Annotated in this window: 16 protein-coding genes; 9 read left to right on the forward strand and 7 right to left on the reverse strand. The window is 68.3% G+C overall.

Annotated features, from left to right (window positions below; all coding sequences use genetic code 11):
- The 3 genes from GV790_RS17725 to GV790_RS30575 all read left to right on the forward strand — a co-directional run.
- On the forward strand, positions 1-647 hold a 647-nt coding region (locus GV790_RS17725), incomplete at its 5' end, for a TIGR04222 domain-containing membrane protein (RefSeq protein WP_163814447.1).
- Between the two features lie 4 nt (positions 648-651).
- Positions 652-1,515: a DUF692 domain-containing protein gene (locus tag GV790_RS17730; RefSeq protein ID WP_175585935.1), complete on the forward strand. Its 864-nt coding sequence runs from the start codon at positions 652-654 to the stop codon at positions 1,513-1,515.
- Positions 1,516-1,520: 5 nt separating this feature from the next.
- Positions 1,521-1,937, forward strand: coding sequence for a hypothetical protein (locus tag GV790_RS30575; protein WP_175585933.1), 417 nt, complete (start codon positions 1,521-1,523; stop codon positions 1,935-1,937).
- Positions 1,938-1,992: 55 nt separating this feature from the next.
- Here GV790_RS30575 and GV790_RS17740 read toward each other — a convergent pair whose 3' ends face one another.
- The gene (locus tag GV790_RS17740; protein WP_163814448.1) at positions 1,993-2,820 is read right to left on the reverse strand and encodes an NAD(P)H-binding protein; all 828 of its coding nucleotides are present in this window, start codon (positions 2,818-2,820) and stop codon (positions 1,993-1,995) included.
- Between the two features lie 200 nt (positions 2,821-3,020).
- Between GV790_RS17740 and GV790_RS17745 the strand changes: the two genes are divergently transcribed.
- Complete coding sequence (locus tag GV790_RS17745; RefSeq protein ID WP_163814449.1) at positions 3,021-3,605, forward strand: ankyrin repeat domain-containing protein; 585 nt, start codon at positions 3,021-3,023, stop codon at positions 3,603-3,605.
- A 52-nt stretch (positions 3,606-3,657) separates the two neighbouring features.
- Here the strand turns inward: GV790_RS17745 and GV790_RS17750 are convergent, their stop codons facing one another.
- Genes GV790_RS17750 through GV790_RS17765 form a run of 4 tightly spaced genes read right to left on the reverse strand, consistent with a single transcriptional unit; the run spans position 3,658 to position 8,130 of the window.
- A complete protein-coding gene (locus GV790_RS17750; RefSeq protein ID WP_163814450.1) occupies positions 3,658-4,707 on the reverse strand; it encodes a pyridoxal phosphate-dependent aminotransferase in 1,050 nt (349 codons plus the stop codon).
- Positions 4,704-5,735 (reverse strand): 3-oxoacyl-ACP synthase III family protein, encoded by a 1,032-nt coding sequence (locus GV790_RS17755; RefSeq protein WP_163814451.1) that lies wholly within the window; start codon positions 5,733-5,735, stop codon positions 4,704-4,706. The genes GV790_RS17750 and GV790_RS17755 overlap by 4 nt, the downstream gene beginning before the upstream one ends.
- Positions 5,732-6,394, reverse strand: coding sequence for an SRPBCC family protein (locus GV790_RS17760; RefSeq protein ID WP_163814452.1), 663 nt, complete (start codon positions 6,392-6,394; stop codon positions 5,732-5,734). Before GV790_RS17760 ends, GV790_RS17755 begins: the two co-directional genes overlap by 4 nt.
- Positions 6,391-8,130: a thiamine pyrophosphate-binding protein gene (locus GV790_RS17765; RefSeq protein ID WP_163814453.1), complete on the reverse strand. Its 1,740-nt coding sequence runs from the start codon at positions 8,128-8,130 to the stop codon at positions 6,391-6,393. Before GV790_RS17765 ends, GV790_RS17760 begins: the two co-directional genes overlap by 4 nt.
- Positions 8,131-8,275: 145 nt before the next feature.
- Here GV790_RS17765 and GV790_RS17770 point away from each other — a divergent pair, with 145 nt between their 5' ends.
- From GV790_RS17770 to GV790_RS17780, 3 genes are all read left to right on the forward strand, one after another.
- Positions 8,276-8,797 carry an EXLDI protein gene (locus GV790_RS17770; RefSeq protein ID WP_163814454.1) on the forward strand — a complete coding sequence of 174 codons (522 nt, stop codon included), beginning with the start codon at positions 8,276-8,278 and terminating at the stop codon, positions 8,795-8,797.
- Between the two features lie 146 nt (positions 8,798-8,943).
- Positions 8,944-9,909 (forward strand): ATP-binding cassette domain-containing protein, encoded by a 966-nt coding sequence (locus GV790_RS17775; protein WP_163814455.1) that lies wholly within the window; start codon positions 8,944-8,946, stop codon positions 9,907-9,909.
- Positions 9,906-10,700: an ABC transporter permease gene (locus GV790_RS17780; protein ID WP_163814456.1), complete on the forward strand. Its 795-nt coding sequence runs from the start codon at positions 9,906-9,908 to the stop codon at positions 10,698-10,700. The genes GV790_RS17775 and GV790_RS17780 overlap by 4 nt, the downstream gene beginning before the upstream one ends.
- 52 nt (positions 10,701-10,752) lie before the next feature.
- On the opposite strand, the gene GV790_RS17785 is transcribed toward GV790_RS17780, so the two are convergent.
- The gene (locus GV790_RS17785; protein WP_163814457.1) at positions 10,753-11,397 is read right to left on the reverse strand and encodes a YqgE/AlgH family protein; all 645 of its coding nucleotides are present in this window, start codon (positions 11,395-11,397) and stop codon (positions 10,753-10,755) included.
- A gap of 134 nt (positions 11,398-11,531) precedes the next feature.
- On the opposite strand from GV790_RS17785, the gene GV790_RS17790 reads away from it, so the two are divergent.
- Positions 11,532-12,293 (forward strand): lysophospholipid acyltransferase family protein, encoded by a 762-nt coding sequence (locus GV790_RS17790; RefSeq protein WP_163814458.1) that lies wholly within the window; start codon positions 11,532-11,534, stop codon positions 12,291-12,293.
- Positions 12,294-12,427: 134 nt separating this feature from the next.
- On the opposite strand, the gene GV790_RS17795 is transcribed toward GV790_RS17790, so the two are convergent.
- Positions 12,428-12,739 (reverse strand): GNAT family N-acetyltransferase, encoded by a 312-nt coding sequence (locus GV790_RS17795; RefSeq protein WP_130918239.1) that lies wholly within the window; start codon positions 12,737-12,739, stop codon positions 12,428-12,430.
- Between the two features lie 121 nt (positions 12,740-12,860).
- On the opposite strand from GV790_RS17795, the gene GV790_RS17800 reads away from it, so the two are divergent.
- The gene (locus GV790_RS17800) at positions 12,861-13,994 is read left to right on the forward strand and encodes a glycerate kinase (protein WP_163814459.1); all 1,134 of its coding nucleotides are present in this window, start codon (positions 12,861-12,863) and stop codon (positions 13,992-13,994) included.
- The last annotated feature ends 14 nt before the right edge of the window (positions 13,995-14,008 follow it).

Genomic DNA, 14,008 nt, shown 5'->3' on the forward strand with positions numbered 1-14,008 from the left:
CATCCACCGCAACCACCACCGCCGCAACCGCCACCACCACCGCAACCACCGCGGCCGAGCGGGCCCAGCTGGACTGGTTCACCAGCGCGATCCATGCCGTGCTCGGCCCGCGCAAGCAGACGATCAACGACATCACCGCCGCCGCGAAAACGCCGGTGCGGGAATTGGAAACGTCGCTGGTCGAACGCGGCTACCTCACCGGCGAGGAGGCCAAGCGCGACGCACGCGATGCCGGGATGCCGATCCTGATCGTCGGGGTGCTCGGCGTCGTCCGGTTCGTCGCCGGTGTGCTCGCGGGCAACCCGTCGGGCTTCCTGGTGCCCTGTCTGCTCGTCCTGGCATTCGCCGGGTGGTGGGTGATGACGCCGGAGCGGCTGACCCCACGCGGCGAGGCGGCCAGAGCACATGCGGTGGACGATAATTCGCACCTGCGTCCGTCGAACTCACCCGCGTATGCCACCTACGGCGTCGGCGCGGCCGCTGTGGCCGTCGCGGTATTCGGCGCCGCGGCCCTGACGGCGCTCGATCCGGGGCTGGCCCAAGCCGTCGAACCGCCTTCGGGTGGCGCCGATGGTGGCGGTGACGGCGGGGGCGACGGTGGCGGTGGCTGTAGCGGCTGTGGCGGTTGCGGTGGCTGCGGCGGCTGAGTTCATGAACGGTGTGCTGCCGGATCACGCGCTCGGGATCGGCTGGCGGTCGGAGATCTGCGGCCTGATCGACCAGCTCGACGGGCTGGATTTCTGTGAGGTGATCGCGGAATCGCTGCCCGCCTCGGCTGCTGTGCCGCCGGAGCTGGAGGCGTTGCGTGCGCGGGGGACGCGCGTTGTGCCGCACGGTGTCACGCTCTCACTGGGTGGTGTTGAGCCGGTGGACGACCGGCGGATCGCGCATCTGGCATTGTGCGCCGAGCGGGTCGGCGCACCGCTGGTGAGCGAGCATGTGGCATTCGTGCGGGCCGGCGGATTGGAGGCCGGCCACCTGCTGCCCGTTCCGCGTACCCGCGCGTCGCTGAAAGTGCTGACCCGCAACATCATCCGGACCCAGGACGGGCTGCCCGTACCGCTCGCGGTGGAGAACATCGCCGCCCTGTTCGATTGGCCCGACGACGAATTCACCGAATCGGAGTTCCTCACCGAACTGGTCGAACGCACCGGCGCATACCTGCTGATCGATATCGCCAACGTCTACGCCAACGCCCGCAACCGCGGCCGCGATCCGCTCACCGAGCTGCGTCGCCTGCCGGTGGACCGGCTCGCCTACTGTCATATCGCGGGCGGCACCGAATCCGGCGGCCACTACCACGACACCCACCAGCATCCGGTTCCCGCCGAAGTCCTCACGCTGGTTGCCGAGTTCACCATCGACTGTCCGGCCCCGCTGATGCTCGAACGGGACGGCAATTATCCGCCCGCCGAAGAGCTCCTGGACGAACTCGACGCCATCGCCAATGCCGCCGCCCGCGCGCCGATCACCGCCCGCGCCCGCGCCGCGCGGTCCGTTCGGGGGCGAGTGTGACCGCCGTGGTTCCCGGGAGCTACCGCCGCGGCTCGGGTGAGCAGCCCGAACCGGGACGCGAAACCACGCGCGGTGCGTCGCCCGAGGAACTCCGCGCCCTCGCCGAACGTCAAGCGGCGGTGGTCCGTGCCCTGGTGGCAGGTGAGGCCGCGCCGCCCGGATTCGACGACACCGCACTGCGTGCCGCCGAATCCGCCCTGCTGCGCAAACGTGCGGGCATCCTCGCCCGTCATAATCCACTGCTCGCCCACGCCGCAGGCCCGGATTTCGAGCAGACGTTCGCCGAGTGGGCGCGGGGACGCCCAAAGGTCTCCACCGAAGCGGATATCGCAGGGTTCGCCGCCCATCTCGGGTTCCGATTGCCCTCGAGGAGAGGACGGATCGGAGAGCGTTTGCGTGGCCTTCTGCGATTGCGGTTCTGACGATCGCGGCCTTCGAACACAGCCCTCCGGTCTGCTGGCCCGAAGTACTTCGCCTTCACCGGAATATCGCGATGTTCTCCGCCACCCACTGACGAAACGGCCGCGCAGGTGTTCCGGTGATGCGCTCGACGGTGTCACGCACCGCGAGCAGTTCCTCGTTCACATCGCCGCCGGTCACATCGAGCACCGCGTCGGCGGCGTCCTCGCCGAACACCTCGACCATCCCCGATCTCGCCTGCTCCCGGCTGATCTCCTCGACACGCACTTCCCGGCCGAGCGCGGCGGCGATTTCCGCGACTTGCCGACGCGGGCTGATCAGCTCCGGACCGGTCAATTCATACCTGCGGCCGCGATGCCGGGAATCGAGCAGTGCCGCGCGCGCCACCGCGGCGATATCAGCCGGATGAATCGTCGGCAGCCCCACATCGGCATACGGCACCTCGACAGGCTGATTCGCGTTGATCGCCGGCGCCCACATCGCCGTGTTCGAGGCGAATTGTGTCGGCCGCAGAAATGTCCACTGCATCCCGCCGGCCTCGACCAGTTTCTCCACCGCCGCATTCTCGGCCGCGGGCCCCAGATGCGGATGGGTGATCACAGTGATCGACGAAACCAGCACCACATGCTCGACCCCCGCCCGCCGAGCAGCCTCGACGATCTCCGCATCCGGTCCCATCCGGGACAGGAGGAACAGCGACCGCACCCCCTCGAGCGCCGGCGTCAACGAGTCGACGTCACCCAGGTCCCCCTCGACGACCTCCACCCCTTCGGGAACCCGCGCCCGGCCGGCATCGCGCGTCAACGCCCGCACCTGCGCCGTGCCCGCCAACTGCGTCAACAACGCACTGCCGATATTTCCCGTGGCTCCCGTTACGAGAATCATGTGGGTTCTCCTGCTCGCTCAGATCAACTGGGACCCACGCTAAAACCTCAACAACCATCGAGGTCAACCTGATCGACGCGCCTTGTCGGGTATGCGGGCCGGCAGCGCTACGCGCGAACTCGCAGCCGCCGTGAATACCCGGACCGCACTACTGCGGTCTCCGCGCCGAGCCGGAACCCCCCTCGGTCTCCGGAAGGGTTGTGCTCGCCCTACTGAGCGATGCGGGCGCCGAAATCGCAAGCCGCGCCACAGAGCGGCTCGCCGGAAGCCCGCGCGGGCATACTGATCCGGTGCCGGGTACGCGGGATTTCGATCTCGTCATGGCGGTGGTGCGCCGTGACGTCGAGGAAGTGCGGCGCGCGCACGAAGCCGGCGTCGATCTGGCGAGGGCTACGACTCCCGTTGGCGCGGTCCTCAATTGGGCCGCCGAGTGGGGCCGGACCGAGATCATCGCCTACCTGCTGGCGCAGGGTATCGAGGCCGAGCCGATGGCTCTGTCGATGGCCGCGTACAAAGGGCACGTCGAGGCAGTGCGCCTGCTACTCGAGCATGGCCTGAACCCGGATCTGCCGACCGAGTGGCCACCGTTGTGCGCGGCGGCGTACCGTGGCTCGCCCGAGTGCGTCCAAGCCCTCCTACGCGCCGGCGCGCGGGTCGATGCCCGTATGGGGCCGCAAGCGGGCGACCTGGCCGGCAAGACACCCCGGGAACTCGCCGAGGTCCATCGAACGGATGGCACCACGGAAATCCTCCGGCTACTCACCCGGTCCGACCCACCGGCCTAGCGGATTCGAGACCGAGTACGGCTGGTCACCGTCATCGCAGCGGGCATCTGGCTCAGCGAGATCCGGCCCGTGACAGGGCACGAACTGCTTCCAGGACGGCACGGCCGGCTTCCGCATCGCCCACGGCGATTCGTGCGCTTCCATCCGGGTACGCCTTGGCGGCGATACGCGCGCGGCGGAGGGCGGTCGCGACTCCGGGGCCGGGGAGGTAGAGGAAGTTGGCGTAGCTGGGGGGTACGGGTATGCCGGTGCGGCGCAGTGCTTCGCGGAGGGAATCGCGTTCCTCGGTGATGCGGGCGACGCGGACGGCGAGTTCTGGTTCGGCGGCGTAGGAGGCGGTGACGGCGGTGAGGGTGAGGGTGGGGGTGCCGAAGGGGAGTTGGAGGCGGCGGACGCGGGTGATCAGGTCGGGGTGGCCGAGGGCGTAGCCGATGCGCAGGCCCGCCAGGCCGTAGGCCTTGGAAAAGGTGCGCAGGATCAGCAGATTCGGGTGGCGGGAGAGGAGGGGAAGTGGATCGAGGCGCTCGGCGACGGGCAGGAATTCGGCGTACGCCTCGTCGAGGATGATCGGGATGTGGGTGGGGATGGTGCGGAGAAAGCGGCGTAGATCGCGTTGGGGGACAAGGGTTCCGGTCGGATTGTGCGGGCGGCACAGCACCACCAGCCGCGTCCGGGAAGTGACGGCGCGGGCGATGGCGGGCAGGTCTTGTTCGCCCGCGGGATCGAGGGGTAGGCCGATGACCTCCACCCCGGCCATCCCGGCCATGATCGGATAGCCGTCGAAGGTCGGCACGCCGAGCACCATGTCGGAGCCGGGTTCGGTGAGGGTCTGCAGGATCTGCATGGCGACGCCGGTGGCGCCGGAGCCGACCACCACCTGGTCCGGGCGCACACCGAGACGGCCGGCGATGACGGCCGGTAATCGCGTCGGCAGGAACTCGGGATACCTGTTGGCTTGCCCGATCTCGCGCTGGATCGCCCCGCGCACCGAAGGTAGTGGCGGGAACGGGTTTTCGCTCAAACTCAGGTCGAAACGGATGGGTGCGGGCGCGACCGCGAACCGACGCGACGGGCGGCTCCGATCGGCCAGGTGAACGCTCATCGCGCCGCACCCCACCGCACCGCGGCAGCGGCCGCGAAATCACCCGCGTGCGCGAACGCTGACATCAGAACCACCGAGCCATTGCGTAATCGCCCGGCCCGGTTCTCCACATCCAAGGTCACCGGAATGCCGGCGGCGAAGAGGTTTCCGCAGGTGTCGAACGTATCCGGGTGACGTTCGGCGGGCAGCTCCAGCGCATCGTGCCAGTTGCGCAGGAACAAGCGGTTCGGCTGATTGGTGACGAAGGTGTCGATATCGCGCCCCTGCACCCCGATCCGATCGCACACCGCCAGCGCCACCTCCGGCACCAGCCGATTACCGCGCGCGAACACCTTGGTGATCTTCGATTCGGTGAAACTCACGCAGCCCTGTCCCTCGCCCGGCTCCCAGTATTTGCGGTCGCCATTGGTGGAGAAGTCCATATCGCCGGCGAATTCGGGGTAGGTGCGGCATTCGATGTCGAGGATCGGGGCGCTGTCGTCGCGGACCAGCAGGCCGACGCCGCAGCCGTCGCCGGGAACGGGTGCCTGGGCGAGTTTGCGGATATCGGGCTGGGTGAATACCGGGCCCGCGCAGTTCTGGGTGGCGGCGATGAGGGCGGTTCTGGCGTCGGTGGTGCGCAGAATGGTCTGGGCCAGCGCCATCATGTGCACGAACGCCGCGCAGCCGCCGTTGTGCAGGTCGAAGACCCAGCCGGGCTTGGCGTTCAGTCGCCGTGCCACTTCGGGACCGCAACCCATCACGGGGTTGTCCGGCAGCTGTGTGTGGGTGATCAACACGTCTATGCCGGCCAGGAAATCCGCGCCGTGCCGGGCGATGAGCGGCGCCACCGCCTGCTCGACCATATCGACGGCAGTTTCGTCTCGTCCCACGTGGTAGCGCGTTTTCGGCGAACGGAACATGACGTTCTTCGCCATCCGATCCGACCGGGAGAACTGAGTGAAATATTCCGTGCCGACCGGTTCGCCGGGCAGATAGCTGGCTACGTCGACCAGGCTGACCTGCGGTTCACGCGTCGCTTCGGTCATCGGCTCATCCACTCCGGCTTGATCGGCAGGCCATTCGACGCCCGGTATTCGCAGATCGCCTTGAGGTTGTCCATCTCCAATTGGTGCCCGGCGGAGAACATCTCCCAGAAATCCCCCACCCACACCGGACGTTTCGGCGGCGCGGTGTCCGGATAGGGATTCTCGTCGTAGAACGGATGCTTGCAATTGACCCACAGCACAACCGATCCCGGCTTGTTCAACACGACCTGCGCGTCCACGACCCGCATCAGGTACACCATCCACAGGTGATCGCCCTGATCCCAGGCGCAGTGATAATCGACGGTCATGGCATGCGGATCGGTGACGGTGCGGGTGTAGATCTCGGTCGCATCGCCGAGCCGGTCGTAGGCCAGCCACAGGCCGGGTTCTTCGGTTTCGGTGAATCCGCGCAGGCTGTAGGTCCATTCCTCCAGCGATCTGGTGTCGGACAGGTATTCGAAGACCTCCCGTGGCGGCGCCGCGATGTAGGCCTGGACGGGGCAGAAGTCACCGTAGATCTGGTCGTGCGGATACACCGACCGCAGCATGTCCATGATGATCGGCGTGGTGGCCTCCTTATCGGAATTCTCGATCCGCAGAATTCCGGGAATCACGTCGTCCCCGATGTCGCTGAGGGCGGGCAGGGCACTTGTGGTCACGGTGTACTCCTCAGGAATGGCAGGAAGGGTGGGATTTCGTCGGGGTCGCAATCGATGGAGACGAAGGAGGGGCCCGGGCAGCCGAGGCATTCGGTGAGAGCGGCGGGCAACTGGTCCATCGTGTGCACCGCGCGCACCTGCAGCGTCGGGAACATGGCCGCCACCCCCTCGCCCAGGAGTGCGGGATGGAAACGGTTGAAGCTGTAGCGGTCCCGATACAGCAGCTGTTCGCGCGTGACGCACATGGCGTGGGCGTTGTTGTTGAACACGATGAAGGTGATCGGCAGCGCGTACTCGACGGCGGTGTGCAGCTCCAAGCCGTGCATGTAGAACGAGCCGTCCCCGGCGATCACCACGGAGCGGTGCCCGTCGGGCGAGCGGGCGAACGCCGATCCGATGCCCGCGCCGAACGCATACCCCATTCCGCCCATCCCGAGCGCGACGACGAACCGGCCGCTACGCGGCACCCGCAGTTGATGCACCACGGCCGCGCCGGTATTGCCCGCGTCGGCGAAGATGTCCGCGCCACCGGGCAGCGCGGCCTGGATGGCGTCGACGATCTGGCGGTAGTGCAGGCCCGGACCGTGTGATTCGGGCACCGGCATCGGCGTCAGGGTGCGGGCCGGGGCGACGCGGGTGACCGCGGTGGTGCGGACCGCGGTGGCTACCGGCGATGGCGCGGCGGTGCCGGTGGAATCGGCGAGCCCGGTATCGGCGTGCCCGTCGTGTCCGCCGCGTAGCCGCGTGAGGATCATCCGCAACGCGACCCCGACGTCGGTACAGGTCGCGTGGATCGCGGGCAGGTGCGGCATGGCCATTCCGATGCTGGCGATGGCGGTCCGGCCCAGCAGCTCGTCGAGCCCGGTGCGCGCGGTGATCGGCATCGGGGTGCCGACCAGCAGGCACAGTGTGGCCTCGTCCAGGGCATCGGCCAGCTCACGGTGCCCCATGGCGCCCGCGACACCGCAGAACGCCGGCGCGAAATTGTCGTAGGTGTCCTTGGCATCGGGCGCGACGCCGATCAGCGCGTCGAGTTCGTCCACCACCTCGGCCAGTGCCGTACGTGCATCGTCGCGCGCCACCTGGTCGCCCGCGATCACCACGATCTTGCCGAGCCTGCGTGCGGTTTCCAGCGTGGTCAGCACCCGCTCGAGTTCGTCGTCGTCGAGCCAGGTCGCGCGCGGATCGGGACGGAACGGGGCGATGGCGCCCATATCGGCCTGCTGGACATCCTTGGGCAGCAGCAACACCGACGGCCCTCCGCGCCGGGCGGCCCGCAGCGCCCGCGCCAGCCGTTCGGGCAGGTCGGCGGCGTGAGTGACGCGTGCGCAGTAGCGGCTGATCGAACTGAACAGCCGCACCGCGTCGATCGCGCCGGCCTGTCCGCTCGAATCCTGGAAGGCGCCGTGACCTTCCAGCGTGGTCGGCGGCTGCCCGATCAACGCCAGCACCGGTACCCGCGAGGCATACGATTCGGCGAGTCCGGCAACGAGATTCATCGCGCCGCCGCCGGAGGTCGCGGCCACCACGCCGAGCCCGCCGGTGCAGCGGGCATATCCGTCGGCCATGGTCGCCGCGGAGAATTCGTGCTTGGCGACCACGCCGGTCACCGCGCCGCCCGCATCGAAGATGGCGTCGTAGAGATCTTCGATATTGGCGCCGTCGACGCCGAAGATATGCCGCACATCGAGGTCCGGCATGGCGCGCACCAGATAGTCCACAACTCTGTCGGGCATCGCACCTCCTTCCAGCGCCGAGTGGGCGGTGCCGCGCGCCGCCTGGAAGGAGATACGGACCCGCTCACGTCCGGGTTCAGCCTGCTCGGCGCGGGTTTTCCGGAAGGTCTTGCGTGTACGTATACATCTACGTATAGTCACTGTCATGCCCAACAAGACGATCTACGTTGCCGATGACGATCTCCCCCTGTTCCAGCGGGCGCAGGAGCTCGTCGGCGGCAATCTGTCGGGGGCCGTGGTCACCGCGCTGCGCCGGTTCATCGAACTGGAGGAGGGCAGGCAGGAAGGGTACGACGAAATCGTGCTCCGAGTCGGCCACAACGGTGTCCGGCAGGTGCGATTCGAGGGCTCGCTGCTCGGTGAGCTGCGGGATATGAACGACACCCGCATCGAACACATTCGGGTCTTCCGTAGCCGCAAGGGCAAGTTCGTCCTGCATACCCAGCTGTCCAACTGGGATGAACTACCCGACGTGGCCATGAAGGACTGGACGAGTTGGAAGAGCTGGCGGCGTATGCTCGCCGGCCCCAGCGATACGGATTGGGGTGATTTCACTCTGGAGATCGTCGACACCCTCGCGGAATTGAAGGGCAAGATGCCCGACAAGCTCTTCCAGCGGGTCGCCGATATCGCCGACCGTCCGCCCATCGAAGAGCTGGACATCTGACGTGATCCCGCCCGGTCGGCGCCGTCGGCGTCGGCCGGCCAACTGAACACACTCACATCCGACACCTCCGCTCCCCAGGGGAGCGGTGCGGAGAACTCATGCTGTCATTCGCATTGTTTTATGAAAAATTCCAGGAAGGAAAGGCCATGTCCACAGGTGGACGCGCACCGGCGATCTGGGTCTCCGGACTCCGAAAGTCCTACGGCGACACGGTTGTTCTCGACGGCATCGATCTGAACGTGCCCGAGGGCACGATCTTCTCGTTGCTCGGCCCCAACGGGGCGGGCAAGACGACGACCGTGCAGATCCTCACCACCCTGATCGGCTCCGACGGCGGCGAAATCCAGGTGGGCGGCCACGATCTGGACACCGAACGCGACGCCGTGAAGGCGGCGATCGGCGTCACCGGCCAGTTCTCCGCGGTCGACGAACTGCTCACCGGCCGGGAGAACCTGATGCTGATGGCCGACCTGCATCACCTGCCCCGGCGCGTGGGCCGATCCCTCGCCGCCGACCTGCTCGAACGCTTCGACCTCATCGAGGCCGCGGACAAGCCGGCCGCCACCTACTCCGGCGGCATGACCAGACGCCTGGATCTGGCGATGACGCTGGTGGGCGACCCGCGCATCATCTTCCTCGACGAGCCGACCACCGGCCTCGACCCGCGCAGCAGGCGCTCGATGTGGGAGATCATCCGCGAACTCGTCGACAGCTACAGCGTTACCGTCTTCCTCACCACCCAGTACCTCGAGGAAGCCGATCAGCTCGCCGATCGCATCGCGGTACTCGACCGCGGCACCATCGTCGCCGAAGGCACCGCGGCGGAGCTGAAGCGGCTCGTGCCCGGCGGCCATATCCGGCTGCAATTCGCCGAACGCGGCGCCCTGGACGCGGCGACCACGGCCTTCGGTTCCAGCGCCCGCCCCATCGAGGACGAACTCACCCTCGCGGTGCCGAGCGACGGCGGAATCGGTTCGGTGCGCGCGGTGCTCGACCGGCTCGACGAGTTCCACATTCCCGCCGAGGGACTGTCGGTCCACACCCCCAACCTGGACGACGTCTTCCTCACCCTCACCGGAACCCCCGTCGCAGACAAGGAGCCCGTGCGATGACCACCGCGACCATGCAGGACCCGTCCCCGTCCGTCTTCGCCGATTCGCTGACCATGCTGCGGCGCAACCTGCTGCACGTGCGGCGCTATCCGAGCATGGCGTTCAGCATCCTGATCATGCCGACCGTGCTGCTGCTGGTGTTCAACTACGTCTTCGGCGGGGCGCTGGAAGCCGGGCTCGAACCCGGAACGAAGTACATCAACTATCTGGCGCCCGGCATGTTGCTGTTGCTGCCCGCGTATCTGACGGTGTCGGTGGCGGTCATGCTGGCCACCGACATCACCAAGGGCATCGTCAACCGGTTCCGGGTGATGGCGATCGCGCAGTCGGCCGTGCTCACCGGGCACGTGGTCGGCACGCTGATCCAGGGCACCCTCGCGATGGCCGGCATGCTCGGGGTGGCGATGCTGATGGGCTTCCGGCCCGACGCCACGCCGGTGGAGTGGGTGGCCGTCATCGGCCTGCTGATGCTGGTGGTGTTCGCCTTCACCTGGCTGGCCGTCGGGTTCGGGCTCGCCGCGCCGAACCCGGAAAGCGCGAGCAATATGCCCTTCCCGATCGTGATGATGCCGTTCCTCGGCAGCGGCCTCGTCCCCACCGACACCATGCCGACGGTGCTGCGCTGGTTCGCCGAATACCAGCCGTTCACCCCGATCACCGAAACCATCCGCGGCCTGCTGATGGGCACCGAGATCGGCGTCAACGGCGTCGTATCGCTGGCCTGGTGCGCGGGCATCGCCGGCGTCGGCTACCTCTGGTCGATGTCGCTGTTCAAGAAGCAGGCCCGCTGAGCCCCGCCCCTTCGATCCCCTGCTGCGGCGGGGGATCGTCGGCGTGTGCGGGTCAGTTGCGCTCCAGCTCGATGGGATGAGTCGCCAGCAGCGAGAGCGGCAGCGGCTGTCTGCGCAGGACGTGCGCCCACAGGTCGGTGCGGCGGGTGGTGATGGGATCACTCGGCAGCGCCGAGAGCACGATCCAGTCGTCCTGCTCCAGCTCGCCCTCGAGTTGACCGAAGGTCCAGCCCGCGTACCCGGCGAAGATGCGAACACCCTCCACCAGCGGGGCGATCTGGGTGGGATCGCTGTCCAGATCGATCAACACCACCCGGCCGTCGATGCGACGCAGACCCGCGACACCCTCGATGGACGCGCCCACGCGCAGGGTGCCGAGGCACAGCGCGGCATCGCGCTTGACCGGCCCGCCGACGAACAGGGTGCGCGGTGCGGCGGCCACTTCGGCCCACTGCGGCAGCACATCGTGCACGGCGGTATCGCTGGGACGGTTGATCACCACGCCGAGGCTGCCCGCGTCGTTGTGTTCGATGATGTAGATGACGGTGCGCCGGAAGGTGGGCTCCACCAGTTCCGTGGAGGACACCAGCAGGGTGCCCGCGCGAACCACCTGCTCGCCGCGATGAGAACTTCGCCTGCCGTGCTCACCGCCACCGCCGCGAGTTTTCCGATCATCCGGGTCTTCTGCGCGTGCCACACCGTCATCATCGCAGCTATCGCGCCGTCGCGCCGCTTGTCTTCGCGTTCCGTGTCGTGCCGGATGCGCGCGAGTCCGGTGACAAGATCAACATGGGCGTTGACCGGGCCGGACGGCGTCGTAGAGTCGGCGGCATGCAACCGCCCGAGGTCGTCCTCGAAAACAGCGATGCCGTGTACGACTACTACCGCGCCCATCAGCAGCGGCGGTTCCAGGCGCGTGCGGCATACGCCCTGCTCGGGCGCCGTTTCCGGCCGCGGATCAGCTATGCGGCCGGCGCCAGGGCGCGGATCGCGGAGCTGATCCGTTCCCGCAAACCGCTGCTGATCGCGATCAATCATCTGTCCCAGCTCGACCCCTACACCGTCGCCGCGGCCGCCTGGCGCAGCGAGCTGCGGCCCATCATCGGCCGGGTGCGGGTGCTGGCCAAGGACGAGCTGTTCCTGGAACGCGAGCAACGCCGCAAGATCGACATGATGGGCGGCATCCCGGTCTTCCGCGGCCGCGATCACGGTCTGCGCGCGGTGAACGCGGCCGGGCAGCGAATGATGGACGTCTGCGCCGAACGCATGCACGACGGCGATTGTCTCGCGGTCTTCCCGGAAGGCACCTGCAACGACATCGACCCGGCCAAGGTGCAGCCCATCGGCAGCGGTATCGGGCATATCGCCTTCCGCACGATGAAACTCGGCACCGATCCCGCACTGCTCAGCATCGGACTCAGCTACGGTCCGCGCCCCGATCCGGCGGTCGAGCCGACCAAAGAGGAAGCGAAGTCGGCCAGCTTCTACTTCGGGGTGCCGATCGTGGATCTGCCCGCCCGGCCCGCCGAGATCGCGCGGCTGGTGAAGACGGATCTTCAGCAGGCGCTGGACGGGGCCGTTTCGGCGTACTGAGTCGTATCGAGACGGCTGCACCGCGGCTGCGTTCGCGTCCGGGCGGCACCGGCCGCGGGGCGTTCGCGGCGGCCATCGACCGCGCCGGGGCGACCGGGGCGCGCGGCGAACCGTTCGCCTGCGCGAGCCGACTCCTACTGCGGAAGTCCGAGCCGTCCGCGCGCCCAGTGCGGGACCATCGGCAAGTATTCCGGGCGGGTCTCCACGAAATGGCGCACCATCGGGCACATCGGCAGCGCGCCGAGATGATCGGCGCGGGTCTGGTTCAGCGCGGTCTCGACGAGCATGCGGCCGTAGCCCTGGCCCTCGTACTGGGAGTAGATCTCGGTGTGCACGAAAGCCCGTTCGGCATTGGTGTCCTGGTACTCCGCGTACCCGGCGATCGCGCCGTCGACGTAGATCTCGAAGCGTTCCAGTGCGGTGTTGTTGCGGACCTCTGTCGACATGGCTCGAAGCTACTCCACCGGCGCGCCGTGGACACATCGCAACGCGTCGCCGTATCGGTGGCCGGGGCCCGTCGTCCGGCGCCGGGGTGCGGCGGGCGGCGCGGCGGTGGACAATCTCAGGATGGAGCCGGTGCCGACCGTCGTACTCGCCCCGGACAAGTTCAAGGGGTCGCTGTCGGCTGCCGCGGTGGCATCGGCGCTGGCCACGGGCATCGCGCGGGCGCGGCCGGATGCGCGGGTGGTGCGCGCGCCGGTGGCCGACGGCGGGGACGGGACGGTCGACGCGTTCGTCTCGGCCGGGTGGACGCGAGTCACCATGCCTGCGCCGGGGCCGACCGGCGAAACGGTGGAAGCCTCCTACGCGGTGCGTGGCGATACCGCGGTGATCGAACTCGCCGCGGTGGTCGGCCTGGCACGGCTTCCCGATGGGCTACCGGACCCGTTGAAGGCCAGCACTTTCGGGCTCGGCGTCGTCATCGCGCACGCGCTATCGGTGGGCGCCGAGCGGATCGTGCTCGGGCTCGGCGGCAGCGCGTCCACCGACGGTGGGGCGGGCATGCTGACGGCGCTGGGGGCGCGCGTCTATGGGCCGGACGGACACGAAGTGCCAAGGGGCGGTGCGGCTTTGCGTGATGCGAAGCGGTTGGATCTGCGGGGTCTGCATCCGGGCCTGGCGGACGTGCAGTTCATCGTCGCCGGCGATGTGAACAATCCGCTGCTCGGGCCGTCGGGCGCGGTCGCGGTGTATGCCGCGCAGAAGGGTGCCGGGCCAGCGGAGCAGGCGGTTCTCGAAGCGGCACTACAGAATTGGGCCATGCTGGTCGGCGCGGCACATGCCGACCGGCCGGGCGCGGGCGCGGCGGGCGGGACCGGCTTCGGCGCCATGGCCGTGCTCGGGGCGGACATGCGCAGTGGGATAGCGGTGGTGCTCGAACTGCTCGATTTCGCGGCCGTGCTGGAATCGGCGACGCTGGTCGTCACCGGCGAAGGCTGCCTCGACCGGCAGACCTTGCACGGGAAGGCGCCGATGGGTGTGTGCGCCGCCGCGCGAACCGCGGGCGTCCCCGTCATCGCCGTCGCCGGACGGATCGACCTCGGCCCGGACGAGCTCGCCGCGGCCGGCTTCGACGCCGGCTATGCCCTGGCCGACATGGAACCCGATGCGAGCCGCTCGATGGCCGAGGCCGCGGTGCTGCTCGAACAGCTCGGCGGCCGGATCGCCGACGAGCGGTTGGGTGAGCCGAAGCCGTCATAGCCGCGTCGATCCGA

The organism is Nocardia cyriacigeorgica (assembly GCF_010858045.1).
GTDB classification, from domain to species: domain Bacteria; phylum Actinomycetota; class Actinomycetes; order Mycobacteriales; family Mycobacteriaceae; genus Nocardia; species Nocardia cyriacigeorgica_E.

Bases quoted from the DNA above. Each gene is read 5' to 3' on its own strand.
- GV790_RS17730 (WP_175585935.1), top strand. From the start codon at position 652: ATGAACGGTGTGCTGCCGGATCACGCGCTCGGGATCGGCTGGCGGTCG.
- GV790_RS17740 (WP_163814448.1), bottom strand. From the start codon at position 2,820: ATGATTCTCGTAACGGGAGCCACGGGAAATATCGGCAGTGCGTTGTTG.
- GV790_RS17750 (WP_163814450.1), bottom strand. From the start codon at position 4,707: ATGAGCGTTCACCTGGCCGATCGGAGCCGCCCGTCGCGTCGGTTCGCG.
- GV790_RS17755 (WP_163814451.1), bottom strand. From the start codon at position 5,735: ATGACCGAAGCGACGCGTGAACCGCAGGTCAGCCTGGTCGACGTAGCC.
- GV790_RS17765 (WP_163814453.1), bottom strand. From the start codon at position 8,130: ATGCCCGACAGAGTTGTGGACTATCTGGTGCGCGCCATGCCGGACCTC.
- GV790_RS17770 (WP_163814454.1), top strand. From the start codon at position 8,276: ATGCCCAACAAGACGATCTACGTTGCCGATGACGATCTCCCCCTGTTC.
- GV790_RS17775 (WP_163814455.1), top strand. From the start codon at position 8,944: ATGTCCACAGGTGGACGCGCACCGGCGATCTGGGTCTCCGGACTCCGA.
- GV790_RS17780 (WP_163814456.1), top strand. From the start codon at position 9,906: ATGACCACCGCGACCATGCAGGACCCGTCCCCGTCCGTCTTCGCCGAT.
- GV790_RS17790 (WP_163814458.1), top strand. From the start codon at position 11,532: ATGCAACCGCCCGAGGTCGTCCTCGAAAACAGCGATGCCGTGTACGAC.
- GV790_RS17795 (WP_130918239.1), bottom strand. From the start codon at position 12,739: ATGTCGACAGAGGTCCGCAACAACACCGCACTGGAACGCTTCGAGATC.
- GV790_RS17800 (WP_163814459.1), top strand. From the start codon at position 12,861: ATGGAGCCGGTGCCGACCGTCGTACTCGCCCCGGACAAGTTCAAGGGG.